Here is a 26,235-nt window from a genome sequence, read left to right as displayed (position 1 = left end):
CGTGACGCTGACCATGCCGGAAGGCTGCCCACCTGCTTGCTCTCGGCGGCCCGCGGATAGCTACCCTGAGCACATGACTGCTGGCGACTCCTCCACTGCACCCACTCCGGACGGGTCCGGCCTCCTCGTGCCCGAGCCCGAACCGTCCCACGTCCCCGCGCCGGCGGCCACCAAGGAGCGGACCGTCCTCGTCGCCGAGGACGAGGCCCTGATCCGGCTGGACATCGTCGAGATGCTCCGCGAGAACGGTTTCAACGTCGTGGCCGAGGCCGGCAACGGCGAGGAGGCCGTGCAGCTCGCCGAGCAGCACAAGCCCGACCTGGTCGTGATGGACATCAAGATGCCGGTGCTGGACGGCATCTCCGCGGCCGAGCGCATCGTCGGCGCGCGGATCGCGCCGGTCGTGCTGCTCACCGCCTTCTCCCAGCGCGAGCTGGTCGAGCGCGCCCGGGACGCCGGGGCGATGGCCTACGTGGTCAAGCCGTTCACCGCGGCCGACCTGGTGCCCGCCCTGGAGATCGCGGCGAGCCGGCACTCCGAGCTGTCGGCCCTCGAGGCCGAGGTGGCCGACCTGGCCGAGCGGTTCGAGACCCGCAAGCTGGTCGACCGGGCCAAGGGCCTGTTGCAGACCAAGTACGGCCTGAGCGAGCCCGAGGCGTTCCGCTGGATCCAGAAGACCTCGATGGACAAGCGCCTGACGATGAAGGAAGTGGCCTCGGCAGTGATTGCCTCGGGCACCGATGCCTGATCGTTAAGGCAATCGCCTGACCGCCCGTCGCAGGGTGGCAGAAATTCAACAGCACTGAACACGTGGTGACCGAGTAAGGCAACACGTGTCGTTTTAATCTGGTCCCCGGGATCTGCGGATCCCGGGGACCCTTTGCTTTGCCCGCCCGTTGGGGCGGGTAAATTCATTGGATGAATCGCGCCGCCGCAGCGATCACGCCCGAACGGGCATTGCGGCGTCATAAAACAATGTGTTTCGGGTAGCTCAAACAAAACCTCAAGCCGGACACATTCCGGAAACATGAGATCGGGCGAAACGGATTCTCGCCGAACGACATGCGGCGAAAACGTCATCTTCCCGAGAATCGTTGCCGAGCCTTGACCTTTCGCAAGAACAACCACCCTTCCCACGTCACATCACAGTGGTAATTTCACCGGCCAACACCAGTCGTGAGCGCTCGGCTCCGGCCGTAGGGAAGAGGTAGGACATGGGGAAACCGGTTCGCGCACTTGCCATCGTCGCGGTTGCGGCGCTCGGCATCGCGGCGTGTGGCGGCGGTTCGGACGACGAGAGCAGCGGCTCCGGTGGCGGCGAGACCCTGGTGATCTCCAGTGACCTGCCGCTGCAGGGCGCCTCGGCCGACTCCTCGACCGACACGAACAACCTGATCAAGATCTACCTTGAGTCGATCGGCAACAAGGCCGGCGACTACAAGATCGAGTTCAAGCCGTACGACAACTCGACCGCCGCCAAGGGCAGCTGGGACGACGCGACGTGCACCGCCAACGCGCAGAAGCACGTGCAGGAGGAGAACGAGGTCGCCGTCATGGGCGAGTTCAACTCCGGCTGCTCGAAGCTGCAGGCGCCGGTGCTGAACCAGGCCCCCAACGGCCCGATGCTCCAGGTCTCGCATGCCTCCACCAACCCCGGCCTGACCAAGGCCTGGGAAGAGGGCGAGCCGGAGATGTACGCGCCGAGCGGTAAGAAGAACTTCGCTCGCGTGGTCACCACCGACGACGTCCAGGGCACCGCCGCGGCCGCTTTCGCCGCGGAGACCCTGAAGGTCAAGAAGTGCTACGTCCTCAACGACAACCAGACCTACGGTCAGGGCATCGCGCAGTCGTTCGAGGACGCCGCCAAGGCCGAAGGCATCGAGATCATCGCCAACGAGGCCTACGACGAGAAGGCGCCGAACTACACCGCCCTGTTCCAGAAGATCAAGGCGACCAACCCGGACTGCCTGTACGTCGGTGGCATCTACGACCTCAACGGTGGTCAGCTGCTGAAGGACAAGGTCGCGGTGCTCGGCGACAACGCCACGATCCCGATGATGACCCCGGACGGCTGGACCGGTTACCCGCCGCTGGACAAGCAGCCCGAGGCCGAGGGTCTGTACGCGACCTTCGCCGGCCTGGCCACCGAGGAGCTCGAGAAGCAGGGTGGCGCGGCCGCCGACCTGCTGGAGAAGTTCGAGGCCGAGTACGGTTTCGCCCCGCGCACCAGCTACGCCCTCTACGGTGTGGCCGGTGTCCAGGTGATCGTCAAGGCGATCGAGGCCTCGGACGGCACCAAGAAGGGCGTCCGCGACGCGGTCTTCGAGGGCGAGGGCATCAAGATCCCGGCCGAGGAGTCGGCCACCGGTAAGGAGATCGTGATCGACCCGGCCACCGGCGACACCACGGCCAAGGACATCTCGGTCCTGCAGCACAAGGACGGCGTCCAGGCCTTCCTGCAGGCCCAGGAAGTCTCCTGAGCTAGGCGGTAACCGGGTGGGGGCCTCCAGGACGGAGGCCCCCACCCGGCGTCACATCCACCCCGTGTCCGTACCGAAAAGAGCGATTCATGACGCAACCCGCGGTCGCCGCGTCCGAGGTGAAGCCACGACGGCTGCCTCGGGAGATCGCCATCAACGTAACCGGGCTCGCGCTGCTGGCGGCAGTCGCGATCTGGGTGCTCTACGAACTGGTGCAAGGCCCCCAGCAGTTCACCTCGGCCCTGGTCACCGGCCTGGGCAACGGCGCGCTGTTCGCGCTGATCGCGCTGGGCTACACGATGGTCTACGGCATCATCGAGCTGATCAACTTCTCGCACGGTGACCTCTTCATGCTCGCCACGGTGCTGTCCGGCATCGTCTCGGTGAGCTGGTTCGCCGTCGACTCCTTCACCTTCGGTGCGGTCGCGGCGGTGGCCTTCGCCCTGCTGATCGCCATGGGGGCCGCAGCCATCGTGAACGTGGCGGCCGAACGGGTCGCCTACCGCAGGCTGCGCCGGGCGCCCAAGCTGGCCCCGCTGATCACCGCCGTCGGCCTGAGCTTCATCTACCAGTGGTTCGGCCAGCGTCAGTTCATGACCGGCTCGGCCCCCAAGCAGTGGTCGACCATGTTCGGCAACGACGGCTTCAGCATCGGTGACGTGTTCATCCCGTACACCACGATCGTGGTCATCTCGGTGACCATCCCGCTCCTGTTGCTGATGGTCTACATCGTGCAGCGCACCAAGGCCGGCAAGGCCATGCGCGCCGTGGCCCAGGACCAGGACGCCGCTCGGCTGATGGGTATCGACGTCGACCGCACGATCGTCACCGTGTTCGCACTCGGTGGTGCGCTGGCCGGTGCGGCCGGGCTGCTCTACCTGCAGTCGGTCGGCAGCAGCAGCTACGGGCTGGGCTTCCGGCTCGGTCTGTACGCCTTCACCGCCGCCGTCCTCGGCGGCATCGGCAACCTCCAGGGAGCCGTCCTCGGGGGCTTCGTCCTGGGGATCCTGACCAGCATCAACGACTCCATGCTGTTCGGCCAGCAGTGGTCCATGACGGTGGTCTTCACCGTGCTGATCCTGCTCATGGTGTTCAAGCCCGAGGGCATCCTCGGCACCCGTACGACGGAAAAGGTGTAGCCGATGTCGACGACTGCTCCCGCTCCGTCCTCCAGTCCCGCGGTGCGTCCGCCGGCTCCGAAGACCTCGTTCGCCGCCCGCTTCGGCTGGCCGCTGGGCTTCCTGCTCCTGGGCGTCCTGGTGTTCTCGTTCAACCACTGGGTCCTGCCGGACGCCTCCTCCGACCTGCGTTCGGGCTTCAACGAGTGGCTGCCGATGACCGCGGTCAACGAGGCGGTCATCTGGGCGATCTTCGCCCTCGGCCTGAACATCGTGGTCGGCTACTCCGGTCTGCTCGACCTGGGCTACGTGGCCTTCTGGGGTATCGGCGGCTACGTCGCCGGCTGGCTGATGGCCCCGTTCGCCAACCAGGTCGCCCCGCAGTGGAGCGGCCTGAGCTTCAACTTCTTCGGCCATCCGCTGCCCGGCCAGGACCGCGGTATCCACATCAACTTCTGGCTCGTACTGATCATCGCGGCCCTGGTCTGCGCCCTGGCGGGCGTGATCATCGGGGCCCCGACGCTGCGGCTGAAGAGCGACTACCTGGCCCTGGTCACCCTGGGCTTCGGCGAGATCCTGCCCGAGGTGTTCCGCAACGGCGCCAAGGTCGGCCCGGACGGCGCCTGGAACATCACCAACGGCGTGCAGGGCATCACCAGCATCGACCTGATCCCGATGGGGCCGTTCGCGCTGATCCCCGGCGTCCCCGACACCCTCGGCGTGTTCGACCTGACCTTCAAGTTCCTGGTCTACGCGTTCCTGCTCGGCCTGGCCATGTTCGTCTCGCTGCGCATCCGTGAGGGCCGGCTGGGCCGGGCCTGGCTGGCGATCCGTGAGGACGAGCTGGCGGCGAGCATGATGGGCGTGCCGCTGATGCGGATCAAGCTGTCCGCCTACGCGGTCGGCGCGGCCTTCGGCGGGATCGGCGGTGTCGCCTTCGCCACCCACATCGGCGGGGTCTTGGCCGACCGGTTCAACTTCTCCATCTCGATCATCCTGCTGGCCATGGTCGTGCTCGGCGGCATGGGCAACGTCTGGGGCGTCACGGTCGGCGCGCTGACCCTGGCCTGGATCAACTCCACCGGCCTGGCCCAGCTCGGCAACGTCTGGAACGACGTCACCGGCGCCGAGGTCAACTTCGCCTCGCACAACTTCCTGATCTTCGGCGTGATCCTGGTGCTGTTCATGCTCTTCCGCCGGGAGGGCCTGATTCCCGAGGCCCGTACCCGGCAGGTCCTGCAGGAGCCCGAGCGCGGCGAGATCGAGTCGCTCGGGGCCGAGATGGAAGGCACTTCGGAAGAGACGGCCGCGGAAGGGACCCACAAGAAATGACCACCACCGCGTCCGAGCCCACCACGCCGGCCACCGCCGTCCCGGTGGCTCTGCAGGCCGACCACATCACCGTGCAGTTCGGTGGCCTGACCGCGGTGAACGACGTCTCGTTCACCGTCCCGGAGAAGTCCGTGGTCAGCCTGATCGGCCCGAACGGCGCCGGAAAGACCACGTTCTTCAACGTGCTCACCGGCCTGTACCGGCCGACCACCGGCAACGTGATCCTGAACGGCGCCACGGTCACCGGCCAGCCGGTGCACAAGATCGCCTCCGCGGGCCTGGCCCGCACGTTCCAGAACATCCGGCTGTTCAACCTGATGACGGCCGAGGAGAACGTGATGGTGGCGATGCACAGCCACCTGAAGTCGGGGATCTTCGGCACCGTCCTGCGCACCCCCCGTCAGCGGCGGGAGGAGCGCGAGGCCCGCGACTTCGCCCGGGAACTGCTCGACTACATGGGCATCGGCAAGTCGGCGAACGACTACGCCCGCAACCTGTCCTACGGCGACCAGCGCCGCCTCGAGGTCGCCCGGGCCCTGGCCCTGCGGCCCAAGGTGCTGCTGCTCGACGAGCCCACGGCCGGCATGAACCCGCAGGAGTCGGCCCAGTTCGTCGACTTCGTGCACCGCGTCCGCGGCGACCGCGACGTGTCGATCCTGCTGATCGAGCACGACATGAGCGTGGTGATGAAGGTCAGCGAGCGGGTCACCGTGCTCGACCAGGGCCAGAAGATCGCCGAGGGCCTGCCCGCGGAGATCCAGTCGAACCAGCGGGTGATCGAGGCGTACCTGGGCAAGACCGGTACCGAAGAGGGTTACGGAGGCGACCTGTGAGCACTCCCACGGAAGCGGCACCCGCCCAGCCGGGTGCGCGGCGCAGCGGCGAGGACCTCCTCACCGTCAACGACGTGCACGTCTACTACGGCAACATCGCCGCGGTGAAGGGTGTCTCGCTGTCGGTCAAGCCGGGCGAGATCGTCACCCTGATCGGGTCGAACGGCGCGGGCAAGTCCACCACGCTGCGCTCGATCTCGGGTCTGCTGCGCCCGCGCACCGGCACGATCACCTTCGCCGGTGAGTCGCTGGTCGGCGTGCCCGGGCACAAGGTCGTGGCGAAGGGCATATGCCAGTCGCCCGAGGGCCGGCGGATCTTCCCGAAGATGAGCGTGGAGGAGAACCTCGAGCTCGGGGCCTTCCTGCGCAACGACAAGGACGGCATCGAGTCCGACAAGGAGCGGGTCCTGGACCTGTTCCCGCGGCTGAAGGAACGCATCGCTCAGAAGGCCGGCACGATGTCCGGCGGTGAGCAGCAGATGCTGGCCGTCGGCCGGGCGCTGATGGGCAACCCGAAACTGCTGCTGCTGGACGAGCCCTCGATGGGCCTGGCGCCGGTGCTGGTCGACCTGATCTTCGACACCATCCGGCGGATCCGCGACCAGGGCACCACCGTGCTGGTGGTGGAGCAGAACGCGCTCGCCGCGCTGCGCATCGGCGACTACGCGTACGTGCTGGAGTCGGGGCACCTGAAGCAGGAGGGCATCGCCCGCGACCTGCTCAAGGACGACAGCATCGTCAAGGCGTACCTGGGCGGCTGACGTACGGCTGAGTGTCTGACACCGGGCCGGTTCCCCACGGGGGAGCCGGCCCGCTGTCGTTCGGACACAGGCCGGTGCAACTCGTCTCATCCACTGAGATTCCCCGGATTTGATCCGTCTGATTCGGTGCGGTTCGCCATGATGTGCCTCGAGCGTGGTGAGGCCGATCTCCAACTGAGGACGATGGGCTCGCCGACCACGGTCCGGTGCCCCTTTTGGTGGTGCCGTGGGGAATCCGGGGCGGTAATCCCGGCCGTCGGCCAGGAGGCCACCGGTGTCTCGACGTCTGCCCTACTCGCCCCGGCGACCGTTGGAGATCAGAGCAGCCACGGTGGACGACGTCCCCGAACTGCTCGCGCTCTGGGGACAGTCCCGGAGTGCGCTCCCCGAGGGAGCCCAGGCCCGCCTGGAGGCGGCAATCCTGGTGGGGGAGCCCGAAGTCGTGGTGGCGCGACTGAACGAGCGGGCGGTGGCGTTCCTGGTGATGCGCCAGTCTCCGCTGAACGTTCTCAGCGGCGCCACGGCGGTCTGCATGGACGAGTTCTTCGTGGCCGCCGCCGAACGTCGCCACGGGGTAGGCCGGGCGCTGCTGGCGTATGTCGCCGCCCAGGCCGAAAGGCTGGGGGCCGAGCAGATTGTCGCCGGGGTGCCGTCGCCCTCCAAGGATGCCCAACGTTATTTCGCCAAGCTCGGTTTCGTTCCCGTCGTGGTGCGCCGGGCCACCACGCCACCGGCTCTGCTGCGTCGGCTCGCCGGTTCCGACGGGCAGCGCGGCTCGCTGGAAAACCTTCTCTCGCGGCGGCGTTCACTCCGGGCGCGGAGCCGGGTGGTCTGAGGGGTTCCGTTCACCAACTGAAGACGTCGGTGGGCCCGTCTGATTCCCAGGTGCTCACAAACGTCCATTAGTTTTGGGTTGTCGGCTTTGCGGTTCGGGGTGGGGAGCACGTGCGGTGAGTGACTACGGGCGTCGGCCGGGCCTCTGGGTGGGCGGAACTCTGGCGACGCTGGGATCGGGGCTGCTGTTCTACTGGGCCTTCCACGGCACGGTCTACGCAGTGCTTCGCACGGTGTGGGCCAGCACGATGTGGAAGACGCTGATCGTCCTGGTCGTGCTGGCGGTGGTGTCCGCCGTCGTATCGCCCCGCTCCGGAGGCCGTCTGGGCGTGCTGCTGCTGGTTGCCGTGGTCGCCGCGCCGGTGCTCGGGGTCTGGGGCGGCTACCACCGCAGCCGGCAGCTGTCCGAGTCGATCGAGATCACCGAGGCGGCCCAGGCCGGCTACGAGTGGCGCATCCCGTGGTCGGTGGCCGCCAACTCGGCCCCGAGCCGGGCCGGCAGCGTCACCGGCACGTTCGACGAGAAGTCGACCACCTTCCTGCCCGTCACCGGCGCCTACGTCACCCCGGTCAAGGCCAAGGGCTGGATCAAGGGGTTCGACCAGATCGTGGTGCAGACCCCGGGCGAGAACCGGGTCGACGTCTGCGAGTTCGACGCCCAGGTGCCGGTGCACCGCGGGTGGTTCCAGTACAACCTGCGCCGGGCCCTGTCGTTCGTCGGCGGTGACCTGATGGCCGACCCGGACGACGTGTGGGCCTACTGCGAGCAGGACAAGGGGCAGATGGTCGTCCCGGTCACCCGTTTCACCGGCTTCCCCGAGCAGCACGAGGTCCCGGCCGGGGTGGTGGTTTTCGACGGGCGCAGCGCCGAGCTGCGCAAGCAGGTCGAGGCCGGTGAGCTCCCCGGTCCGGTCTACCCCATGTCGCTGGCGGCCAAGCAGCGCAACGCTTCTCACGCCCTCGACGGCTTCGCCGACCGTCTGTTCCGGCGCTCCGGCTACGAGACGGTCAGCGAGGGCGACGACGGTCCGGACGCCGGCAACGAGTCCGAACTGCTGCTGAAGCGCACCGACACCTCGCGCTGGGACTACGTCACCGCGCTCACCCCGCGGGGAACGTCGAAATCGGTGGTGGGAGTGGCCACTCTGGCCGCCGACGAGGTGTACGCCGGAAAGCTGAACAAGCTCACCGTGCACCGGATGGAAGCGGCCCGGCAGGGCAACGTGGCGCTCTCCAACGCCATCATCGCCGCGTTCCCGCAGCTGAACTGGAACGCCAACCAGCTCAGCCTGCGCGAGGTGGTCCCCACCTCGGCCGGCACCTGGACCGCATCGATCACCAAGTCCACCACCGTGACCCGGCTGGTCGAGATCGCCGCCGACGGCGCGATGTGCCTCACCGAGGTCTCGGGCCGCGAGATCGAGTGCGTCGACGCGAACGGGGCCTCCACCGGCGGCGACCCGGCCGAAGAGCCCTCCGACGGTGAGACCCCGGTACCGTCCGGCGAGAGCCTGAGCGGCCTGAGCAACCAGGAACTGGCCGAGCTGCAGCAGGAGGTCGCGGCCGAGGTGGCCCGGCGGCTGGCGGCCAGCGAGAACTGAGCCACCCCTCCGCTCCGGCCGGCTTTCGACCTAGCCCAGCCCCACCCCGCCCAGCCCCAGCCCAGCCCGGCTCGCTCGACCATTCCGACTTCCCCCAGGGCAGTCGCGATAACAGGCTCTCGCTGGCCCAGCGCGAGTCCCTGCCTTCCGCCTCAGCCCCCGACCTGGCCCCGACCTGGCCCCGACCTGGCCCCGACCTGGCCCCGACCTGGCCCCGACCCCCTCAATCCCAGCCACTCCCGCCTCAAGGTTCGCGATAACAGGCTTTTGATTGGTAAAGCGGACGCTACGTATGAATTAGCTGTTGCTAGAGGGCAGTTTGTTCATACGTAGCGGCGAAGCGGCACACCAATCAGGTGGAGGCCTTGCCCGGAGCGGGCAGGAAGACGCAGGTGAGGCGGGAGGTGCAGACTCGCCGCCCGCCCTCGTCGGTGATCTCGATCTGGTAGGTCGCGGTGCTGCGGCCCAGGTGCACCGGCTCGGCCGTGCCGATCACCTTGCCGTTGCGCATGCCGCGGTGGTGCGTGGCGCTGATCTCCAGCCCGACGGCGACCATGCCCATCGTGCCCGCGTGCTCGTTGGCGGCGATCGAGCCGACCGTCTCGGCCAGCACCGCCGATGCCCCGCCGTGCAGCAGTCCGAAGGGCTGGGTGTTGCCCTCGACCGGCATCGTCGCGACCGTGCGCTGGGCGCTGATCTCGGTGACCACGATGCCCATCCGGTCGGTCAGGGCGGAGGAGAAACCCGGAACGTCGGCGCCGTCGGCCGTCGGGAGACCAAGACTGTCGGACATGGGTCATAGGGTGTCAGACGTGAGCCAGACAACCGCCCCGGGGGCTGCCGACCAGGCGTCCCGCCCGCGCCTCCTGCTGATCGACGGTCACTCCCTGGCCTACCGCGCCTTCTACGCGCTGCCGGTCGAGAACTTCTCCACCGCCACCGGGCAGTTCACCAACGCGGTCTACGGCTTCACCTCGATGCTGATCAACGTCCTGCGCGACGAGGCCCCCGACCACGTCGCCGTGGCCTTCGACGTCTCCCGGCAGTCCTTCCGCACCGAGGCCTACGCGGAGTACAAGGGCAACCGGTCCAAGTCGCCGGACGAGTTCGGCCCCCAGGTCTCGCTGATCAAGGAGGTGCTGGCCGCCCTGCGGGTGCCGGTGCTGGAGAAACCCGGCTTCGAGGCCGACGACATCATCGCCACCCTGGCCACCCAGGCGGGCGAGGCCGGGTACCAGGTGCTGATCTGCTCCGGTGACCGCGACACCTTCCAGCTGGTGCGCGACAACGTCACGGTGCTCTACCCCACCCGCGGGGTCTCCGAGCTGGCCCGCATGACGCCGTCCGCGGTCGAGGACAAGTACGGCCTGCTGCCCGAGCGCTACCCCGACCTGGCCGCCCTGGTCGGCGAGACCAGCGACAACCTGCCCGGCATCCCGGGGGTCGGCCCGAAGACGGCGGCGAAGTGGATCGGCCTGTACGGCGATCTGGACGGCGTGGTCGCCAACGCCGACGCGATCAAGGGCAAGGCCGGGCAGAGCCTGCGTGACAACCTGTCCCAGGTCATCCTGAACCGCCAGATCAACGGTCTGGTCAAGGATGTCGAGCTGCCCCTGGCCCCGGCCGACCTGCGGCTGCCGGGCTGGGACCGCGAAGAGGTCCACCAGGTCTTCGACGGCCTGGAGTTCCGGGTGCTGCGCGAGCGGCTGTTCGCCACCCTGGCCAGCCCCGAGCCCGAGGTCGAGGGCGGCTTCGACCTGGCCACCGAGAAGCTCACCGGCGCGGCGGTCGGCACCTGGCTGCAGACCCACGCCGGGGTGCCGGTCGGGATCACCGTGCTGGGTAAGTGGAAGGCCGGCCACGGCGACGCCACCGGCATCGCGATCGCCGCCCCCGAGCCCTCGCCGGGCACGCCCGGCCCGGCCGCCTTCGTCGACCTGGTCGAAGCCGACCCGCAGGCCCTCGAGGCGGTCACCGCCTGGCTGGCCGACGCCTCCCGCCCCAAGGTGCTGCACGACGCGAAGGGCCCGCTCACCGCCCTGTCCGACCGGGGTCTGCCGGTCGAGGGCATCATCGGTGACACCGCCCTGGCCGCCTACCTGTGCCTGCCCGACCAGCGCAGCTACGACCTGGCCGACCTCACCGTGCGGCACCTGGGCCGGCAGCTGAAGGCCGAGGAGGCCCCGGCCAACCAGCAGCTCACCCTCGAGGTCGGCGACCACGCACCCGACGAGGCCGAGCTGGCCATGGTCCGCGCCCGGGCCGTCATCGACCTGTGGGGCGCGCTGCAGAAAGACCTGACCGAGCGCAACGCCGCCGGCCTGCTCACCAACGTCGAGCTGCCGCTGTCCGGTGTGCTGCGCACGATGGAGCACCACGGCATCGCGATCGACACCGACGCCCTGGGCGAGCTGGACAGCTACTTCGCCGCGGCGGTGGCCGACGCGGGCAAGCAGGCGTTCGAGGCGATCGGCAAGGAGATCAACCTCGGCTCGCCCAAGCAGCTGCAGGTGGTGCTGTTCGACGAGCTCGAGATGCCGAAGACCAAGCGCACCAAGACGGGTTACACCACCGACGCCGACGCGCTGGCCGAGCTCTACGCCAAGACCGAGCACCCGTTCCTGGCCCATCTGCTGCGCCACCGCGACGCCACCAAGCTGCGCCAGACCGTGGAGGGCCTGCTCAAATCGGTCGGTGACGACGGCCGCATCCACACCACCTACCTGCAGACCATCGCCGCCACCGGCCGGCTCTCCAGCACCGACCCCAACCTGCAGAACATCCCGATCCGCACCGAGGAGGGTCGCCGCATCCGCGAGACCTTCGTGGTCGGGCCCGATTTCGAGTGCCTGCTCACGGCCGACTACTCGCAGATCGAGATGCGCATCATGGCCCACCTCTCCGGTGACGAGGGCCTGATCGAGGCCTTCCGCTCCGGAGAGGACCTGCACCGCTTCGTCGGCAGCCGGGTGTTCTCGGTCGAGCCGGCCGACGTCACCGCCGCGATGCGCTCGAAGATCAAGGCGATGAGCTACGGCCTGGCCTACGGCCTTTCCGCCTTCGGCCTCTCCCGGCAGCTGAACATCCCTGTCGAAGAAGCGAAAACCCTGATGGAAGACTACTTCGACCGCTTCGGCGGGGTGCGCGACTACCTGCACGGCGTGGTCGACGAGGCCCGCCGCACCGGCTACACCGAGACCATCCTGGGCCGCCGCCGCTACCTGCCCGACCTGGTCAGCGACAACCGCCAGCGCCGCGAGATGGCCGAGCGGATGGCCCTGAACGCGCCGATCCAGGGCTCCGCCGCCGACATCGTCAAGGTCGCCATGCTCGAGGTCGACCACCAGCTGAACAAGCAGGCGCTGCGCTCGCGGATGCTGCTGCAGGTGCACGACGAACTGGTCCTCGAGGTCTGGCCCGGCGAGCGCGAGCAGGTCGAAGAACTGGTGCGCGACGCCATGGCCGACGCCGCCGAGCTCAACGTGCCCCTCGACGTCTCCGTCGGGGTCGGCCGCTCCTGGCACGAGGCCGCGCACTAGACCCGTCGTGGGTGAAAGTGGCACGAGACAGCGGTGCCACTTTCACCCACGACACCTTCAAGGTGCCGAAACTCCAACGGTGAGCGCGTCGGCCGAGTCCGTCAGCAGCTCGTTGATCAGGGCATGCGCTCGCTGACGAAGATCGCGGTGCCCGGGATCAGCCGGCCCCGCAGCGGACTCCACGAGCCCCACACCCGGCTGACTCCCTCCGGCCATTCCGGCTCCACCAGGTCGACCAGCCGGAACCCGGCGGCAGCGAGCTCGCGCACGCGGTCGCCGATCGTGCGGTGGTGCTCCGAGTAGCTGACGGCGCCGCTCTCGTCGGTCTCCACGTAGGGCGTGCGGTCGAAGTAGGGCCGGCTCACGGTCAGGCCGCCCTCCCCGCCGTCGTCGGGGAACGCCCATCGCACCGGGTGGGTCACCGAGAACACCCAGCGTCCGCCCGGCCGTAGCACCCGGGCGACCTCGGCGTGCACGCGTTCGGGGTCGGCGACGAAGGGGAGGGCGCCGTAGGCGGTGAAGACGATGTCGAAGCCGGCGTCGGCGAAGGGCAGGACCCGGGCGTCGCAGACCAGGCGCGGCGGCGGGGGAGTGCCGGCCGCACGCCGCAGCATGCCTAGTGAGAGGTCAGTAGCCACCGCCCGGGCGCCCTGGGCCTGCAGCCAGGCCGAACTGTCGGCGGTGCCGGCGCCCACCTCCAGCACGTCCTTGCCCGCCAAGGGGCCGAGCAGCCCGGCCTCGGCCTCGTCCAGCAGTTCGGGGCCCCAGACCAGCCGCCCGGCCAGGTCGGCGAAATGCTCCTGGTGGTAGTCGGCGGCGTTCTCGTCCCACCACGAGCGGCCCGCCCGGACACTCTCCTCGGCCCCGGCGTCGCGGTAGCCGGCTGATCGCAGATCCGCAGGTGTCACCCGGGTATCCAAGCGCATCCCGACCACCCCGGCCCGAGGTCCGGTGGACCGGGAACCGATGGTGCCCACCGACGTCCTCTGGTCGTTTCGGGGGTGTTACCGCTCATCGGGCGCCGATGGTCAGCGTGCGTCCCGAGCCCGGGCGTGTCGCAGCGGGGGCGGCTTTGCCCTGCCTTCCCGCGAGGGATAAGGTAAGGAAGGCGCACCTAGGCTTACCCGGCGTCTGCGATCGGCCGAAGCACAATTGACCGGTTTCGGGAGCTCATGGGTCTTTCCCGCGCCGGAACACTGAAACGTGTCCTGTCCCATCTACAAACAGTCCGCATCGGAGCCCCTACTTTATGACCACCAGCACGGCCGAAAAGGCGCGCACCCCGCAGATCGCGGTCAACGACATCGGCTCCGAGGCCGATTTCCTCGCGGCCATCGACGAGACGATCAAGTACTTCAACGACGGGGACATCGTCTCCGGCACGATCGTCAAGGTCGACCGCGACGAGGTGCTCCTCGACATCGGCTACAAGACCGAGGGTGTCATCCCCTCGCGTGAACTCTCGATCAAGCACGACGTCGACCCCAACGAGGTCGTCACCGTCGGCGACGAGGTCGAGGCTCTTGTTCTCCAGAAGGAGGACAAGGAGGGGCGCCTGATCCTCTCGAAGAAGCGTGCCCAGTACGAACGTGCGTGGGGCACCATCGAGAAGATCAAGGAAGAGGACGGCATCGTCACCGGTACGGTGATCGAGGTCGTCAAGGGTGGTCTGATCCTCGACATCGGCCTGCGCGGCTTCCTCCCGGCCTCGCTGGTTGAGATGCGCCGCGTCCGTGACCTGCAGCCCTACGTGGGCAAGCAGATCGAGGCCAAGATCATCGAGCTGGACAAGAACCGCAACAACGTGGTCCTGTCCCGCCGTGCGTGGCTCGAGCAGACCCAGTCGGAGGTGCGCCAGACCTTCCTGCAGACCCTGCAGAAGGGCCAGGTCCGCTCCGGTGTGGTCTCCTCCATCGTCAACTTCGGCGCCTTCGTCGACCTCGGTGGGGTCGACGGTCTGGTGCACGTGTCCGAGCTGTCCTGGAAGCACATCGACCACCCGGGTGAGGTTGTCGAGGTCGGCCAGGAGGTCACGGTCGAGGTCCTCGACGTCGACATGGACCGCGAGCGCGTGTCCCTGTCGCTGAAGGCGACCCAGGAAGACCCGTGGCAGCAGTTCGCCCGGACCCACGCGATCGGTCAGGTCGTGCCGGGTAAGGTCACCAAGCTGGTGCCGTTCGGTGCGTTCGTCCGCGTCGACGAGGGCATCGAGGGCCTGGTCCACATCTCCGAGCTGGCCGAGCGCCACGTGGAGATCCCGGAGCAGGTCGTCCAGGTCAACGACCCGATCTTCGTCAAGGTCATCGACATCGACCTGGAGCGTCGCCGGATCAGCCTCTCGCTGAAGCAGGCCAACGAGGCCGGCTCCGGTGCGGGCGCCGAGACGTTCGACCCGGCCCTGTACGGCATGGCGGCCGAGTACGACGAGGCCGGCAACTACAAGTACCCCGAGGGCTTCGACCCCGAGACCAACGACTGGCTCGAAGGTTTCGAGAAGCAGCGTGAGGAGTGGGAGCAGCAGTACGCCGCCGCCCACGAGCGCTGGGAAGCCCACCGCAAGCAGATCGAGGAAGCGAGCGCGGCCGAGGCCGAGGCCCGCGCCGCCGGTGTCGACGAGACCACCTCGTCGTCCAGCGGTTCGTCCTCCTCGTCCTCGAGCTACTCCAGCGAGCCGGCGGCGGCCGAGGGCACCCTCGCCACCGACGAGGCGCTGGCCGCTCTGCGGGAGAAGCTGACCGGCGGCAACTGATCGCCGGTAGCGGTTCGTCCGGAAGGCCCGGTCCCCTTCTCGAAGGGGGCCGGGCCTTCCGGCCGTTCGGGGGCGGAACTGAGGACGTCGGTAGCGCCTGCGGGGGTGGCGGCGGCTGATCGGGGTGGCCGGGTCGGTGGATGCACCGCGCTTGCCATGGATCACACGCGGTGGGTGGTCAGGACCGACCGGGTGACGAGTCGGGGCACCCTAGACTTCCCCCATGGTCCGCACCGCGCTCACCGGAGGCATCGGCGCCGGCAAGTCCACGGTCTCCCGCCGGCTGTCCGACCTGGGGGCTCTGATCCTGGACGCCGACGTGATCGCCCGCGAGGTGGTGGAGCCGGGCAGCGCCGGCCTGGCCGAGATCGTCGAGACGTTCGGCAAGAAGATCCTCACCGAGGACGCCCGCCTGAACCGCCCCGCACTGGGCAAGATCGTCTTCGGTGACGACGAGAAGCTGGCCCGGCTCAACCAGATCGTCCATCCCCGGGTCGCCGCCCGGATGGAGGAGATCGTGCAGGCCGCCCCGGACGAGGCGGTGCTGGTGCACGACGTGCCGCTGCTCGCCGAGAACCCCCACCGGGCGAGCTACGACCTGGTCATGGTGGTGTTCGCGCCCGAGGAGGAGCGGATCCGCCGCCTGGTGAACGACCGGGGCATGACCAAGAAGGACGCGAAGGCCCGGATCCGGGCCCAGGCCACCGACGAGCAGCGGGCCGCGATCGCCGACGTGGTGCTGGACAACTCCGGGTCGCTGGCGGCCACCCTGGCCCAGGTCGACGCCTGCTGGCGCAACCGGATCGAGCCACTGCGCCGTAGCAACGCCTGACGCGCACCGCGGCGATAACAGGCTGTGAGCGCAGCCCGAAGCAACTCGGGTCCGCATCCGACCGGCCTGCGGAACAAGACTGTCGGTGGGTGCGCTTACGGTATTCATCATGAGGCCAGTCACCGATCTCAAGCGCACGGTCGCTCCCTTCACCGTCGTCTCGGAGTACCAGCCCAGCGGCGACCAGCCGAAGGCGATCGCCGACCTGGCGCAGCGGGTCAAGGCCGGCGAGGAGCACGTCGTCCTGCTCGGCGCCACCGGTACGGGTAAGTCCGCCACCACCGCCTGGCTGATCGAGCAGGTCCAGCGGCCCACGCTGGTCATGGCCCCGAACAAGACCCTGGCTGCCCAGTTGGCCAACGAGTTCCGCGAGTTGCTGCCCAACAACGCGGTCGAGTACTTCGTCTCGTACTACGACTACTACCAGCCCGAGGCCTACGTGCCTCAGACCGACACCTACATCGAGAAGGACAGCTCGATCAACGAGGAGGTCGAGCGGCTGCGGCACTCGGCCACCAACTCGCTGCTCACCCGTCGCGACGTGGTCGTGGTGGCCACCGTGTCCTGCATCTACGGCCTGGGTACCCCGCAGGAGTACATCGACCAGATGCAGACGGTGAAGGTCGGCCAGCAGATCGACCGTGACGTCATGCTGCGCCAGTTCGTGCAGATGCAGTACTCCCGCAACGACCTGGCCTTCACCCGCGGCACCTTCCGGGTGCGCGGTGACACGGTCGAGATCATCCCGGTCTACGAGGAACTGGCGATCCGGATCGAGTTCTTCGGCGACGAGATCGACCGGATCTACACGCTGCACCCGCTCACCGGTGAGATCGTGCGCGAGGAGAAGGAGATGTACATCTTCCCGGCCTCGCACTACGTCGCCGGTCCCGACCGGATGGGCCGGGCGATCGAGGCGATCGAGGTCGAGCTGGCCGAACGGCTGGAGGAGCTGGAGCGCCAGGGCAAGCTGCTCGAGGCCCAGCGGCTGCGCATGCGCACCACCTACGACATCGAGATGATGCGGCAGGTCGGGTCCTGCTCCGGCATCGAGAACTACTCGTTCCACATGGACGACCGGCCCAAGGGCAGCGCGCCGAACTGTCTGCTCGACTACTTCCCCGAAGACTTCCTACTGGTGCTCGACGAGTCGCACAGCACGGTTCCGCAGATCGGGGCGATGTACGAGGGTGACGCCTCGCGTAAGCGCACCCTGGTCGACCACGGCTTCCGCCTGCCCAGCGCCATGGACAACCGGCCGCTGAAGTGGGAAGAGTTCTCCGACCGGATCGGGCAGACGGTCTACCTCTCCGCCACCCCGGGGCAGTTCGAGCTGGGCCGCGCCGACGGTGTGGTCGAGCAGATCATCCGGCCGACCGGCCTGATCGACCCGAAGATCGTGGTCAAGCAGACCAAGGGCCAGATCGACGACCTGCTCGGCGAGATCCGCGAGCGGGCCGAGCGGGACGAGCGCGTCCTGGTCACCACGCTGACCAAGAAGATGTCCGAAGACCTCACCGACTACCTGCTCGAGCAGGGGGTGCGGGTGCGTTACCTGCACTCCGAGGTGGACACGCTGCGCCGGGTCGAGCTGCTGCGCGAGCTGCGTAAGGGCGAGTTCGACGTGCTGGTCGGCATCAACCTGCTGCGTGAGGGTCTCGACCTGCCCGAGGTCTCGCTGGTCAGCATCCTCGACGCCGACAAGGAGGGCTTCCTGCGTTCCTCCACCTCGCTGATCCAGACCATCGGCCGCGCCGCGCGTAACGTCAGCGGCGAGGTGCACATGTACGCAGACAAGATCACGCCCTCGATGGAATACGCGATCGGCGAGACCAACCGCCGCCGCGAGAAGCAGGTCGCCTACAACCTGGAGCACGGCATCGACCCCACGCCGCTGCGCAAGAAGATCCAGGACATCACCGACATGCTCTCCCGCGAGGACGAGGACACCGAGGAGCTCCTCGGTGGCGGTGGCCGTCAGCGCAGCCGGGGCAAGGCGCCGGTGCCGGGCATGAGCAGCGCCACCAGCGCCAAGGCCCGCGCGGCCGGGGTGGCGAACGTGCCCGCCACCGACCTGGCCGACCTGATCCAGCAGCTGACCGACCAGATGCACACCGCGGCCACCGAGCTGCAGTTCGAGCTGGCGGCCCGGCTGCGTGACGAGATCCGCGAGCTGAAGAAGGAGCTGCGGGGCATGAAGGCGGCCAACGCGTAGCGGCCAGGGCTGAGCGGCGGGCGGCGGCCTGCGGGTAGAGGTGCAGGGCCTCCAGAGGGCGTAGGGGCGGGAGGCGGCACTCGCGCGTTAGGTGAGGTGTGGCGGGGCAGAGGGGGCCGGGCTCGAGCATGCAGGCTGTTCAGGCGCGGTTTTCCTGGTGCTCCATCCGTGAGTCACGGCCCCTGGCAGCCCGGTCGGCTTGAGAACATGGCCGGGATGAAACCCTCGCCCATCCTCCTGCGCACGGAGAGCACGTTCCGGCCGCTGCTGCGGCCGGGCGACGAGCGCTCTCATGCCCTGGCCCAGCGGGGCTGGTCCGAGGCCGGCCTGGCGGTCCGGGCCGTGCGGGGCCGCAAGTGCCGCACCCGGCAGGGCCTGTTCGACGAGTTCTCGGCGGCGTTGCAGTTCCCCTGGTACTTCGGCGAGAACTGGGACGCGTTGGGCGACTGCCTGGCCGACCTGGACTGGATCCCGCAGCAGGCCGGGCACGTGCTGATGATCAAGGAACCCGAGCTGGTGCTGGGTCAGGACGACGAGGCCCAGTTCGACGTCCTGCTCGACGTCCTGCGCATGGTCACGGTCGAGTGGGGCACCCCGGTCGAACTCGGCGAGTGGTGGGACCGGCCGCCGGTGCCGTTCCACGTCGTCCTGGCCTGCCTGCCGCACCACACGCAGGAGACACGCGACCGCTGGGAAAAGCACGCCGAGCTGATCCTGCTGCCCGACATGCCTGCTGCCGCCCCCGAAAGGCACGCCTGAGTTCGCGACTCGACCACCCCGATGGGGGGCGTCTGCCGCCGTACTGGTGGCAGACGTCCCCCATCGGCGTTGTTCAGGCCGGGGCGGCCGCGCTCCAGTCGCCCATCACGTCCTGGGCCGCGGTCTCGGCCGAGGTGCCCAGCACGGGGTGCAGATCCAGAGCGGGGGAGTAGCGGCTGGCCGCGGTCTCCCGCCCCAGGGCCTCAGCCATCGCCCGGACGTAGTGCGGAGCTCCGCCGCAGCAGATCCCCACGTACGCAACGCCCAGATCGGCCGCCTTGCGGGCCCAGTCGGCCATCTCGAAACGCGTGTGCGCGAACGGCTCCAGGGCGATCGGGAACGCCCGCCCGCCACCAGGCGACTTCAGCGACTCGAATGCCGGGGTAGCAGCATCCGTGCGGTAGGGCACCGGCTGCGCCGCGATCGGGATGTCCACTGCGGCGCGCAGCTTCTCCAGCATGGGCTGCAGTGTTTCCGGGCCCCGCGAGCAGTTGAACCCGACCACTGCGGCCCCGGCGTCGGCCAGGCGCTTGCAGGCGTCGATGTAGTCGTAGCCGTCGTACGTCTGGTCGGGCTGGACGCTGGCGAAGGTGACCACTGCGGGCAGGTTCAGTTCCTGACAGACCTCCAGCCCGATCAGCGCCTCGCCGACGAAGTCGTTGGTCTCGGCGATGACGAAGTCCACGCCCTCCTCGACCGCCCAGTTCAGCTGCTCGCGGTACTGCTCGCGCACCACCGCGCCGGACTCGGCCGGCCGGGCCGGGTCGTACGACCAGGTGTTACAGATGTTTCCGGCCACCAGCGCGCCACCTTCGGCGGCCACCTCGTTGGCGATCCGGACGGCCTGCCGGTTCAGCTCCTCGAGCTGTCCGTCGCGGCCCACGGCCTTCAGCTTCTCGCGGTGTGCGTAGTAGGTGAGAGCCACCATCACGTCGGCGCCCGCACGCAGGAACTCGCGGTGCAGCTGTCGCAGCGCCTCCGGCTCGTCGAGGATCACCTCCGGCACGTACGGGCCAGCCTTGATGTAGCCGCGCCTCTCCAGCTCGAAGACGTATCCCTCGGCGCCGATCAGTACGCCGTCGGCCAGCCGCTCGGTGAAGGTGCGGGAGCTCGGTCGGGTCATGCGCTTGTCCTTGTCGTGAAAAGGGTTCAGGGGGTGACGAAACGGCCGGGGTTGAACCGGGCCACGTCGTAGACGGTGCCCTCCTGGCAGGCCAGCTCGGCCAGGACCCGGCCGACCCAGGGGGCGTACTTGTAGCCGGTGCCGCGCCAGCCCACGCCCACGTAGACGCCGGGCTGACCGGGCACCGGGCCGAGCACGAAGTCGTCGTCGGCGACCAGGTCGTAGTCGCAGCCATCGACGTCGGTGACCGGTGTCGACTCCGCCTCCAGCAGCCCGGGCAGGCACTGCTCGACGAAGTCCCCGACGCTGTTGATGCTGGTGGTGCCGCGGGGCATGTCCGGCGGGTTGTAGAAGCCGATCTTCACCGCGTCCACCACCCCCTCGACGATCGGGTGCAGGTAGATCCCGGTGTCGAGGTAGGCCATCACCGGCATCTGGTCGGAGGTGTAGAGGTGCCGGGTCTCGGCCGGCGGCGTGTAGTAGCGCGCCTCGCTGGGCCGGTCCTTGGTGATCGGTACCTGGAGCTGGTTACCGGGCAACAATTTCAGGACGTCGTTGGTCCCGTGCCCGGCGGTGATCACCAGGGAGCGGGTGGTGAAGGTGCCGGCCGAGGTGGTGACCGTGACCAGACCCTCGCCCGTCTCGATCGCCGTGGTGGACGTCCGTTCGTGGACCGTGACCCCCGCCTCGGCGAGGGACTTCTGCAGCGTGGCGGTGACGGTGCGCAGGTCGACCAGCCCACCGACCGGGTCCAGATCGCCGAGATCGGCCTGCAGATAGGGGAATCGGGCCGCGATGCCCTCGGTGTCGAACGAGGTGACCGGGATGCCGAGACGGTTGAGCACGGTGGTGCTCAGGGTGGCGTAGGTGTTCTCGAGATCGGGGGTGATCTTCCGGCTCGCGATGTTCATGCAGCCGCACCGCACCAGCACCTCGGCGCCGGTCTCGGTCTCGAACTCGGTCCACAGCCGGACCGCCTCGTCGGCGAAGCGGGTGTACCCGGCCTCGAGGTAGTCGCGCCGGTACGAGCGGGTGCGCCCGAACGAGGCGGTCATCGGGTCGCCGATCTCGCCGGCCTCGATCACTGCCACCCGGGCCTGCCGCCGGCTCGCCTGGTAGGCGGTGAACAGCCCCATCACGCCACCGCCGATGACCAGCAGGTCCAGCGGTGCGTGCGTTCGGCTCGGCTCGATCGTCATCAGGTGTTTCCTTTCCCTGCCTGTTTAGCCGCAGACTAGGGCTCGCGCGGGCGCAGGGGGAGGGGTGCGGGTGAAGCGCTTCACCGAATTAACACGAGCCCCCTTCACTGGTGACTGGCCGTGAACGCCGTTCCAGCGGTTCGATAGGGGCAGCGTCGGCCCCGCACGAGGTGCGGTGGCCGTCTTCCCTGTTCCGGGAGGCCCGGAGTCGGCCCGGATCATCAGGCGTTCGGCCCATCCGGTTAGACCAAGAGTGTCTCTACGTTCACTCTGTGTCAGACTCGCGCCGTGGGGCGGCGTGCGAACGAGGCGAACGAGACGGGTGAAGGCCCACGGTTCCGGATGCGGAGGCCGTGGGTCGTGGCTTCTGCGGCCGGGGTGCTGGTCGTGGTCGGGGCCGGGGGCTGGCTGGCCTTCCGGGCCCGCGAGGCGCAGGCCGCGGTCGAGGCGCTGCGGGCCGACGGCAAGGTGCTGCAGGCCCAGCTCGAGGCCTACGACCTGGCCGCAGCAGGCGAGACCCTGGGCAAGGTCCGCGAGGACGCCCATCGGGCCGAACGCCTCACCGGTGACCCGGTCTGGGGCATCGCCGGCTACGTCCCGGTGCTCGGGCGTGACCTCCACGCCGCCCGCCGCGTCAGCTCGGTGATGGCAGACATCACCACCGCGGCCCAGCCTCTCGAATCCGCGCTCCCCAGGCTGACTCCCAAGGGAACCTCCGGTAACCAGGGGCAACTCGACACTCAGGCGCTCGAGGCGATCGGTGCCGCCATGCCCGAGCTGTCCGCCGCCGTCTCCTCGGGGGCGGTCGAGGTCGGAGAGCTCGACGCCGGCAAGCTCCGCCCCGAGGTGGCCGACGGCGTCAACACCCTGAGCTCCGCGCTCGACTCCGCCCGTGGCCCCTTCGCCGACTCCGTGCCCATGCTCCAGCAGCTGCCCACCATGCTCGGCTCGGACGGGCCGAAGACCTGGCTGGTGCTCCTGCAGCAGGACGCCGAGGCCCGCGGAACCGGTGGCCTGGTCGGTGCCTTCGCCGAGCTGAGGACCCATCAGGGCCGAATGAAGCTGGCCGACGCAGAATCTCGTTCCAAGCTGGACCGGGGCCCGGCCATCCCGGCGGTGGTCGCCCCGGACGGCCTGCGCCGGCACTACGGGCGAGATCTCACCGAGTGGGCGGGATTCAACGCCAGTCCGCACTTCCCGCACACCGGCGTGCTCGCGGCCGAGGGCTGGAAGGCGCGTACCCGGCAGCAGGCCGACTTCGTCGCCGGGGTCGACCAGAACGTCGTGGCGGCCATGCTCGCCGCCACCGGCCCGGTGCGGGTGCGTGGTGTGCAGGTGGACTCGGCCAACGCCGTGCAGTTCCTGAGCCGGGGGGTCTACGCGCGCTGGAGCGATCCGCAGGAGGTGGATGCCGTGACCACCGAACTCGTGGAGGCGGTTTTCGGTAAGTTCTCCAGCGGCGAGTTCAGTCTGCCGACGTTGATCAAGTCGCTGCGCGACCCGGTCCGCGAGCGTCGGCTGCTGCTCTGGGCGAGTGACGAGGACGTCCAGTCCCAGCTTGAGCAGCTCAGCATCTCGGGCACCATCCCGGACGACCCGGGCCCGTTCGCCATGACCGTGATCAACAACGGTGGTGGCAACAAGATGGACGCCTATCTGCAGGTGGATACCAAGTACGACCCCGGAACCTGCACCAACAGCGCCAGGAACGGCCAGATCTCGGTCACCCTGGACAACACGGCTCCCAAGGATGGGGAAGGACTGCCGTCCTACGTCAACGTCCGGACCGACCTCCTGCAGCGGGGGATCACCGGCAAGCAGACCCGGGACGGCAGCAACCGGATCGTCCTGGACATCTACGGGCCGGTGGGCAGCACTGCCGTGCTCACCCAGCTCGACGGCGAAACCATCGTGCCGGTCACCGGTCTGGACAACAACCACCCGGTGTGGCGGCTGAGCGTGCCGATCGCGGCCGGTCAGCAGCGAACGGTGAACGTCGTGATGTCCACCCCGGTCGTCGAGGACGACGCCGGGCAGATCCCGGTCGTGCTCAACCAGCCGATGGTGAAGCCGGCCACCAGCAGCGCCGAGCCGCTGACCGCCTGCAAGACCTCATCCGTCGTCGGGGGCTGACCATCGCCTCCGATCCGCCTCCCGCATCAGAGGAGACCAGCGAGTCCATGACCAGAATGCTGAGCAGAAAGGCCGCCGCCGTCGGCGTCGCGGCCCTGGTAGGGGTCGGCGGTGGTGTGGCCGGTGTGGCCTACGCCTATCCGTCGGGTGTTCCACTGACCGTCTCGGCCTCGGCCAGCACCGCCAACGGCCAGACCGTCCTGACCGTGAGCCTGGGCAACGCCGATCCGCGCTGCGCCACCGAGATCACGGTGAACGGAAACTACTTCGGCACGCTGACCGGTGGTCAGACCACCCTCAGCGCCCCGATCCCCAACACCTCGGGGCGTAACCGGGTGCGGGCCCGGACCATCGACTGCGACCTGAAGGAGCGGGCTCGTAGCGAGTTCGTCATCCCGAACGCGCAGCTCAGCGGGCCCGGCACCGCGGCCGTGAAGGACCGGGTCGAGTACAGCCTGACCGGTCTGGAGCCGGGCACGACGGTCACCGTGACCGCCGTGCGGTCCGGTGGCGGAGCGACCTACAGCGACACCGACGTCGTCGACCGTCGCGGTGAGGCCGAGGTCCGGATCCGGTACAAGGTGTCCGGCACCTACGCCGTCTCCGCCTCGGTCAACGGCAGTGTGGTCGGTAGCTCGGTCACCACCGTCGTGAGCTGAGAACCGGTTCCGGTGGCCGGCCGGTCCTTCCCGGACCGGCTGGCCACCCCTGACGACCGGTGACGGGCCCCGCGCCCGGCACCGGTCAACAGCCCGGCCGGCCGTCCCGACCTCACCCCCGGGGCGGTCGGCCGGGCTGATTCGTCATGCCCGAAACGCTTCACCAACAGGGGATCCCACCAGTGACGTCCGCACGGCCCAGCGAGACCGACACGCCCTCCGACGACCCTGACCACCGGCCCGCCCGCACCACCAAGGTCCTCCTGGCCGTCGGCACCGTGGTGGTGCTGGGCGCCGTGGCCTGGGGTGCCAGCGCCTTCATCGGCAACAGCTCCGCCTCCGACCAGGCCGCCCCGAAGAACACCGGCGGCCCCCTGCCCTGGCGAGTCGAGGGATCGCCCCAACCAGGAGAGGACGGCGAGAACCCGGCCGCGATCGACCGCCCGGTGGTCCTTTTCGACGGTCCGGTGACGATCGGCGCCGGACTCGGCCTGGACCTCGACCAGCTCAAGAGCGAGAAGACCGGCTCCGCCCAGGACGTCTTCTGGTCCCAGCGCAACGGCCTGTCCAAGACCGAGGGCCGCCTGTACATCGACCAGGGCCTGCCCGCCGGCGCCGCCGAACGCTGCGCCGCCCAGGTGGCCGCCGACCGCGAGGGCTACCCCTCGCTCGACGTCTTCCCCGGAGACCAGTTCTGCCTGAACACGTCCGAGGGCCGGATCGCCTGGCTGCGGGTGGGCGAGGGGGCGGACAAGGACGACGAGCTGGCCGTGCAGGTCACCGTGTGGGACGGGGTGCCCGGCTGATCAGCTGGAGAACCAGCAGTAGTCCTCGCCGACCTGACTGCCGGCCAGCAGCGCCAAGTCCGTGATCTTGGTCGATGAGGAAGGCTGTCGTTCGCTCGCATCGACATTCATGCCGGAGGTCTCGAGGACGAGGCGGTAGAGGTTGCCGTCGCCACCGGGGGCCTCGAACCGGATCTCTGCCGGAGCTTGCCGGTCGTCGAGCGGACCCACCCGGGGATAGGCCCTCACGATGTCGCCGTAGGTGTCTCCGATGTTGATGGCCTCGGGAGTCTCGGCCAGCGCGCCCACCTCGATCTGGACGACCACGCCGCCCTCGGTGACCACATAGTCGACCGAGCCAACCCCCTCGTACCGATTGCAGCTACCTGAGTTGCCCTTGCCCTCCTCGATCACGTCGCGCACCAGGCCGGCCTCCTGGGCGTCGGCGATGTCCATGCCGATCCGCAGGTCACCCAGGCCTTGGCCGCTCAGGATGTCGTAGGCGGGCTGGGTCGGGGCCTCGTCAGAATCCTTGCCGGCCAGAGCGAATCCGGCGGCAACAGCAACCACGGTGAGGGCCGCCGGCAACGCAGTCTGCACAGCCCGACGACGCCGCCGGGCCCGCCGAACCTGCCCCTCGACGATGTCGGTGGCCCCGGGGCGGGGCGGCAGATCGAGACCACGATCGTGCAACAGGGCTTCCAGCCGGTCTTCCAGGTCGTCGCGACTCATCGAACACCTCCCTCGGATTTCAGGTTGTTGCGCAGTGCGGCCATCGCGCGGGACGTGTGACTCTTCACCGTTCCCGCAGAAATGCCCAGCGCTTCAGCTATTTCGGACTCGTTCAGCCCTTCGTAGTAACGCAGCACGAGCACTGCCCGCTGTTTGGCGGGAAGTTCGGCCAGGGCCTGCCACAGCGGCTCGTCGTCGAAGCGATCGGGCTGGGCCACACCGCGCTCGGGCGGGATGGCCACCAGCGTCTCGCGGCGCCGCCGTCTCCAGCGACTGGTGCGGGCGTTCACCATCGAACGGCGCACATAGGCGTCCATGTTCGTGCCCCGCCGCTGCAGCGAGTTCCAGCGCAGACCCACCTTCTCCAGCACGTCCTGCACGAGATCACTGGCGTCGTGCGGGTTCCCGGTGAGCGCGTGGCCCAGACGGAGCAGATCGGGCAGCCGGGCGGTGACGTAGTCAGCGAACTCCACGAACCCGGAACCGGGAACGACTCCGCCCAGCACCTCGTCCTGCCCAGGCTCGGGAACGGCGGCCAACTGCGCCCGGTG

The 26,235-nt window shown here is 68.8% G+C and carries 22 protein-coding genes; 16 read left to right on the top strand and 6 right to left on the bottom strand.

What is annotated here, in order from left to right:
• Window positions 1-73 precede the first annotated feature (73 nt).
• The 8 genes from QSK18_RS21020 to QSK18_RS20985 all read left to right on the top strand — a co-directional run bounded on the left by QSK18_RS21020 (window position 74) and on the right by QSK18_RS20985 (window position 8,959).
• On the top strand, window positions 74-748 hold the full coding sequence (locus tag QSK18_RS21020; protein ID WP_232815255.1) for an ANTAR domain-containing response regulator: 675 nt from the start codon (window positions 74-76) through the stop codon (window positions 746-748).
• A gap of 466 nt (window positions 749-1,214) precedes the next feature.
• The gene (locus QSK18_RS21015; RefSeq protein ID WP_232815256.1) at window positions 1,215-2,480 is read left to right on the top strand and encodes a branched-chain amino acid ABC transporter substrate-binding protein; all 1,266 of its coding nucleotides are present in this window, start codon (window positions 1,215-1,217) and stop codon (window positions 2,478-2,480) included.
• Between the two features lie 89 nt (window positions 2,481-2,569).
• Window positions 2,570-3,619 (top strand): branched-chain amino acid ABC transporter permease, encoded by a 1,050-nt coding sequence (locus QSK18_RS21010; RefSeq protein ID WP_232815257.1) that lies wholly within the window; start codon window positions 2,570-2,572, stop codon window positions 3,617-3,619.
• A 3-nt stretch (window positions 3,620-3,622) separates the two neighbouring features.
• Window positions 3,623-4,930 carry a branched-chain amino acid ABC transporter permease gene (locus QSK18_RS21005; protein ID WP_232815258.1) on the top strand — a complete coding sequence of 436 codons (1,308 nt, stop codon included), beginning with the start codon at window positions 3,623-3,625 and terminating at the stop codon, window positions 4,928-4,930.
• Entirely contained in the window at window positions 4,927-5,763 is an 837-nt protein-coding gene (locus QSK18_RS21000) for an ABC transporter ATP-binding protein (RefSeq protein WP_232815259.1), read from the top strand. The genes QSK18_RS21005 and QSK18_RS21000 overlap by 4 nt, the downstream gene beginning before the upstream one ends.
• Window positions 5,760-6,524 carry an ABC transporter ATP-binding protein gene (locus QSK18_RS20995; protein WP_232815260.1) on the top strand — a complete coding sequence of 255 codons (765 nt, stop codon included), beginning with the start codon at window positions 5,760-5,762 and terminating at the stop codon, window positions 6,522-6,524. Before QSK18_RS21000 ends, QSK18_RS20995 begins: the two co-directional genes overlap by 4 nt.
• A 274-nt stretch (window positions 6,525-6,798) precedes the next feature.
• Window positions 6,799-7,359 carry a GNAT family N-acetyltransferase gene (locus QSK18_RS20990; protein ID WP_232815261.1) on the top strand — a complete coding sequence of 187 codons (561 nt, stop codon included), beginning with the start codon at window positions 6,799-6,801 and terminating at the stop codon, window positions 7,357-7,359.
• A gap of 115 nt (window positions 7,360-7,474) precedes the next feature.
• Complete coding sequence (locus QSK18_RS20985) at window positions 7,475-8,959, top strand: hypothetical protein (protein ID WP_285622162.1); 1,485 nt, start codon at window positions 7,475-7,477, stop codon at window positions 8,957-8,959.
• A gap of 352 nt (window positions 8,960-9,311) precedes the next feature.
• Here the strand turns inward: QSK18_RS20985 and QSK18_RS20980 are convergent, their stop codons facing one another.
• Window positions 9,312-9,752: a hotdog fold thioesterase gene (locus QSK18_RS20980; protein ID WP_232814789.1), complete on the bottom strand. Its 441-nt coding sequence runs from the start codon at window positions 9,750-9,752 to the stop codon at window positions 9,312-9,314.
• Between QSK18_RS20980 and polA the strand changes: the two genes are divergently transcribed.
• Entirely contained in the window at window positions 9,751-12,498 is a 2,748-nt protein-coding gene (gene polA, locus QSK18_RS20975) for a DNA polymerase I (RefSeq protein ID WP_502894228.1), read from the top strand. The two genes, QSK18_RS20980 and polA, sit on opposite strands and share 2 nt — an antisense overlap.
• A gap of 116 nt (window positions 12,499-12,614) precedes the next feature.
• Here the strand turns inward: polA and QSK18_RS20970 are convergent, their stop codons facing one another.
• The gene (locus tag QSK18_RS20970; RefSeq protein ID WP_285622156.1) at window positions 12,615-13,424 is read right to left on the bottom strand and encodes a class I SAM-dependent methyltransferase; all 810 of its coding nucleotides are present in this window, start codon (window positions 13,422-13,424) and stop codon (window positions 12,615-12,617) included.
• 323 nt (window positions 13,425-13,747) lie between these two features.
• Between QSK18_RS20970 and rpsA the strand changes: the two genes are divergently transcribed.
• From rpsA to QSK18_RS20950, 4 genes are all read left to right on the top strand, one after another.
• On the top strand, window positions 13,748-15,247 hold the full coding sequence (rpsA, locus tag QSK18_RS20965) for a 30S ribosomal protein S1 (RefSeq protein ID WP_232814792.1): 1,500 nt from the start codon (window positions 13,748-13,750) through the stop codon (window positions 15,245-15,247).
• 223 nt (window positions 15,248-15,470) lie between these two features.
• The gene (coaE, locus tag QSK18_RS20960) at window positions 15,471-16,079 is read left to right on the top strand and encodes a dephospho-CoA kinase (RefSeq protein ID WP_232814793.1); all 609 of its coding nucleotides are present in this window, start codon (window positions 15,471-15,473) and stop codon (window positions 16,077-16,079) included.
• A 109-nt stretch (window positions 16,080-16,188) separates the two neighbouring features.
• A complete protein-coding gene (gene uvrB, locus QSK18_RS20955) occupies window positions 16,189-18,294 on the top strand; it encodes an excinuclease ABC subunit UvrB (RefSeq protein WP_232814794.1) in 2,106 nt (701 codons plus the stop codon).
• A 216-nt stretch (window positions 18,295-18,510) separates the two neighbouring features.
• Complete coding sequence (locus tag QSK18_RS20950) at window positions 18,511-19,053, top strand: barstar family protein (RefSeq protein ID WP_285622149.1); 543 nt, start codon at window positions 18,511-18,513, stop codon at window positions 19,051-19,053.
• 73 nt (window positions 19,054-19,126) lie between these two features.
• Here the strand turns inward: QSK18_RS20950 and QSK18_RS20945 are convergent, their stop codons facing one another.
• Both QSK18_RS20945 and QSK18_RS20940 read right to left on the bottom strand, forming a co-directional pair.
• Window positions 19,127-20,176: a homocysteine S-methyltransferase family protein gene (locus QSK18_RS20945; RefSeq protein WP_285622146.1), complete on the bottom strand. Its 1,050-nt coding sequence runs from the start codon at window positions 20,174-20,176 to the stop codon at window positions 19,127-19,129.
• Window positions 20,177-20,202: 26 nt separating this feature from the next.
• Window positions 20,203-21,375 carry an NAD(P)/FAD-dependent oxidoreductase gene (locus tag QSK18_RS20940; protein ID WP_285622143.1) on the bottom strand — a complete coding sequence of 391 codons (1,173 nt, stop codon included), beginning with the start codon at window positions 21,373-21,375 and terminating at the stop codon, window positions 20,203-20,205.
• Between the two features lie 360 nt (window positions 21,376-21,735).
• Here QSK18_RS20940 and QSK18_RS20935 point away from each other — a divergent pair, with 360 nt between their 5' ends.
• The 3 genes from QSK18_RS20935 to QSK18_RS20925 all read left to right on the top strand — a co-directional run bounded on the left by QSK18_RS20935 (window position 21,736) and on the right by QSK18_RS20925 (window position 24,973).
• Window positions 21,736-23,508 (top strand): DUF4012 domain-containing protein, encoded by a 1,773-nt coding sequence (locus QSK18_RS20935; protein WP_232814798.1) that lies wholly within the window; start codon window positions 21,736-21,738, stop codon window positions 23,506-23,508.
• Window positions 23,509-23,555: 47 nt separating this feature from the next.
• A complete protein-coding gene (locus tag QSK18_RS20930) occupies window positions 23,556-24,167 on the top strand; it encodes a hypothetical protein (RefSeq protein ID WP_285622140.1) in 612 nt (203 codons plus the stop codon).
• 182 nt (window positions 24,168-24,349) lie between these two features.
• Entirely contained in the window at window positions 24,350-24,973 is a 624-nt protein-coding gene (locus QSK18_RS20925) for a hypothetical protein (RefSeq protein ID WP_232814800.1), read from the top strand.
• Here QSK18_RS20925 and QSK18_RS20920 read toward each other — a convergent pair whose 3' ends face one another.
• Window positions 24,974-25,684: a hypothetical protein gene (locus tag QSK18_RS20920; protein WP_285622137.1), complete on the bottom strand. Its 711-nt coding sequence runs from the start codon at window positions 25,682-25,684 to the stop codon at window positions 24,974-24,976. It abuts the gene before it with no gap.
• Window positions 25,681-26,187 carry a SigE family RNA polymerase sigma factor gene (locus QSK18_RS20915; protein WP_352396607.1) on the bottom strand — a complete coding sequence of 169 codons (507 nt, stop codon included), beginning with the start codon at window positions 26,185-26,187 and terminating at the stop codon, window positions 25,681-25,683. The genes QSK18_RS20920 and QSK18_RS20915 overlap by 4 nt, the downstream gene beginning before the upstream one ends.
• Window positions 26,188-26,235 lie beyond the last annotated feature (48 nt).

The sequence above is a fragment of the Kineosporia sp. NBRC 101677 genome, from assembly GCF_030269265.1.
In the GTDB taxonomy this organism is placed as follows: Bacteria; Actinomycetota; Actinomycetes; order Actinomycetales; family Kineosporiaceae; genus Kineosporia; species Kineosporia rhizophila.
This window is presented reverse-complemented; position numbering and strand designations above follow the sequence as displayed.

What these genes read in the sequence shown, in the direction of transcription:
- QSK18_RS21005 (WP_232815258.1), top strand. Translation starts at nt 3,623, where the DNA reads ATGTCGACGACTGCTCCCGCTCCGTCCTCCAGTCCCGCGGTGCGTCCG.
- QSK18_RS21015 (WP_232815256.1), top strand. Translation starts at nt 1,215, where the DNA reads ATGGGGAAACCGGTTCGCGCACTTGCCATCGTCGCGGTTGCGGCGCTC.
- QSK18_RS20945 (WP_285622146.1), bottom strand. Translation starts at nt 20,176, where the DNA reads ATGACCCGACCGAGCTCCCGCACCTTCACCGAGCGGCTGGCCGACGGC.
- QSK18_RS20970 (WP_285622156.1), bottom strand. Translation starts at nt 13,424, where the DNA reads ATGCGCTTGGATACCCGGGTGACACCTGCGGATCTGCGATCAGCCGGC.
- QSK18_RS21010 (WP_232815257.1), top strand. Translation starts at nt 2,570, where the DNA reads ATGACGCAACCCGCGGTCGCCGCGTCCGAGGTGAAGCCACGACGGCTG.
- QSK18_RS20950 (WP_285622149.1), top strand. Translation starts at nt 18,511, where the DNA reads ATGAAACCCTCGCCCATCCTCCTGCGCACGGAGAGCACGTTCCGGCCG.
- QSK18_RS21000 (WP_232815259.1), top strand. Translation starts at nt 4,927, where the DNA reads ATGACCACCACCGCGTCCGAGCCCACCACGCCGGCCACCGCCGTCCCG.
- coaE (WP_232814793.1), top strand. Translation starts at nt 15,471, where the DNA reads ATGGTCCGCACCGCGCTCACCGGAGGCATCGGCGCCGGCAAGTCCACG.
- QSK18_RS20980 (WP_232814789.1), bottom strand. Translation starts at nt 9,752, where the DNA reads ATGTCCGACAGTCTTGGTCTCCCGACGGCCGACGGCGCCGACGTTCCG.
- rpsA (WP_232814792.1), top strand. Translation starts at nt 13,748, where the DNA reads ATGACCACCAGCACGGCCGAAAAGGCGCGCACCCCGCAGATCGCGGTC.
- uvrB (WP_232814794.1), top strand. Translation starts at nt 16,189, where the DNA reads ATGAGGCCAGTCACCGATCTCAAGCGCACGGTCGCTCCCTTCACCGTC.
- QSK18_RS21020 (WP_232815255.1), top strand. Translation starts at nt 74, where the DNA reads ATGACTGCTGGCGACTCCTCCACTGCACCCACTCCGGACGGGTCCGGC.
- QSK18_RS20940 (WP_285622143.1), bottom strand. Translation starts at nt 21,375, where the DNA reads ATGACGATCGAGCCGAGCCGAACGCACGCACCGCTGGACCTGCTGGTC.
- QSK18_RS20920 (WP_285622137.1), bottom strand. Translation starts at nt 25,684, where the DNA reads ATGAGTCGCGACGACCTGGAAGACCGGCTGGAAGCCCTGTTGCACGAT.
- QSK18_RS20930 (WP_285622140.1), top strand. Translation starts at nt 23,556, where the DNA reads ATGACCAGAATGCTGAGCAGAAAGGCCGCCGCCGTCGGCGTCGCGGCC.
- polA (WP_502894228.1), top strand. Translation starts at nt 9,751, where the DNA reads ATGGGTCATAGGGTGTCAGACGTGAGCCAGACAACCGCCCCGGGGGCT.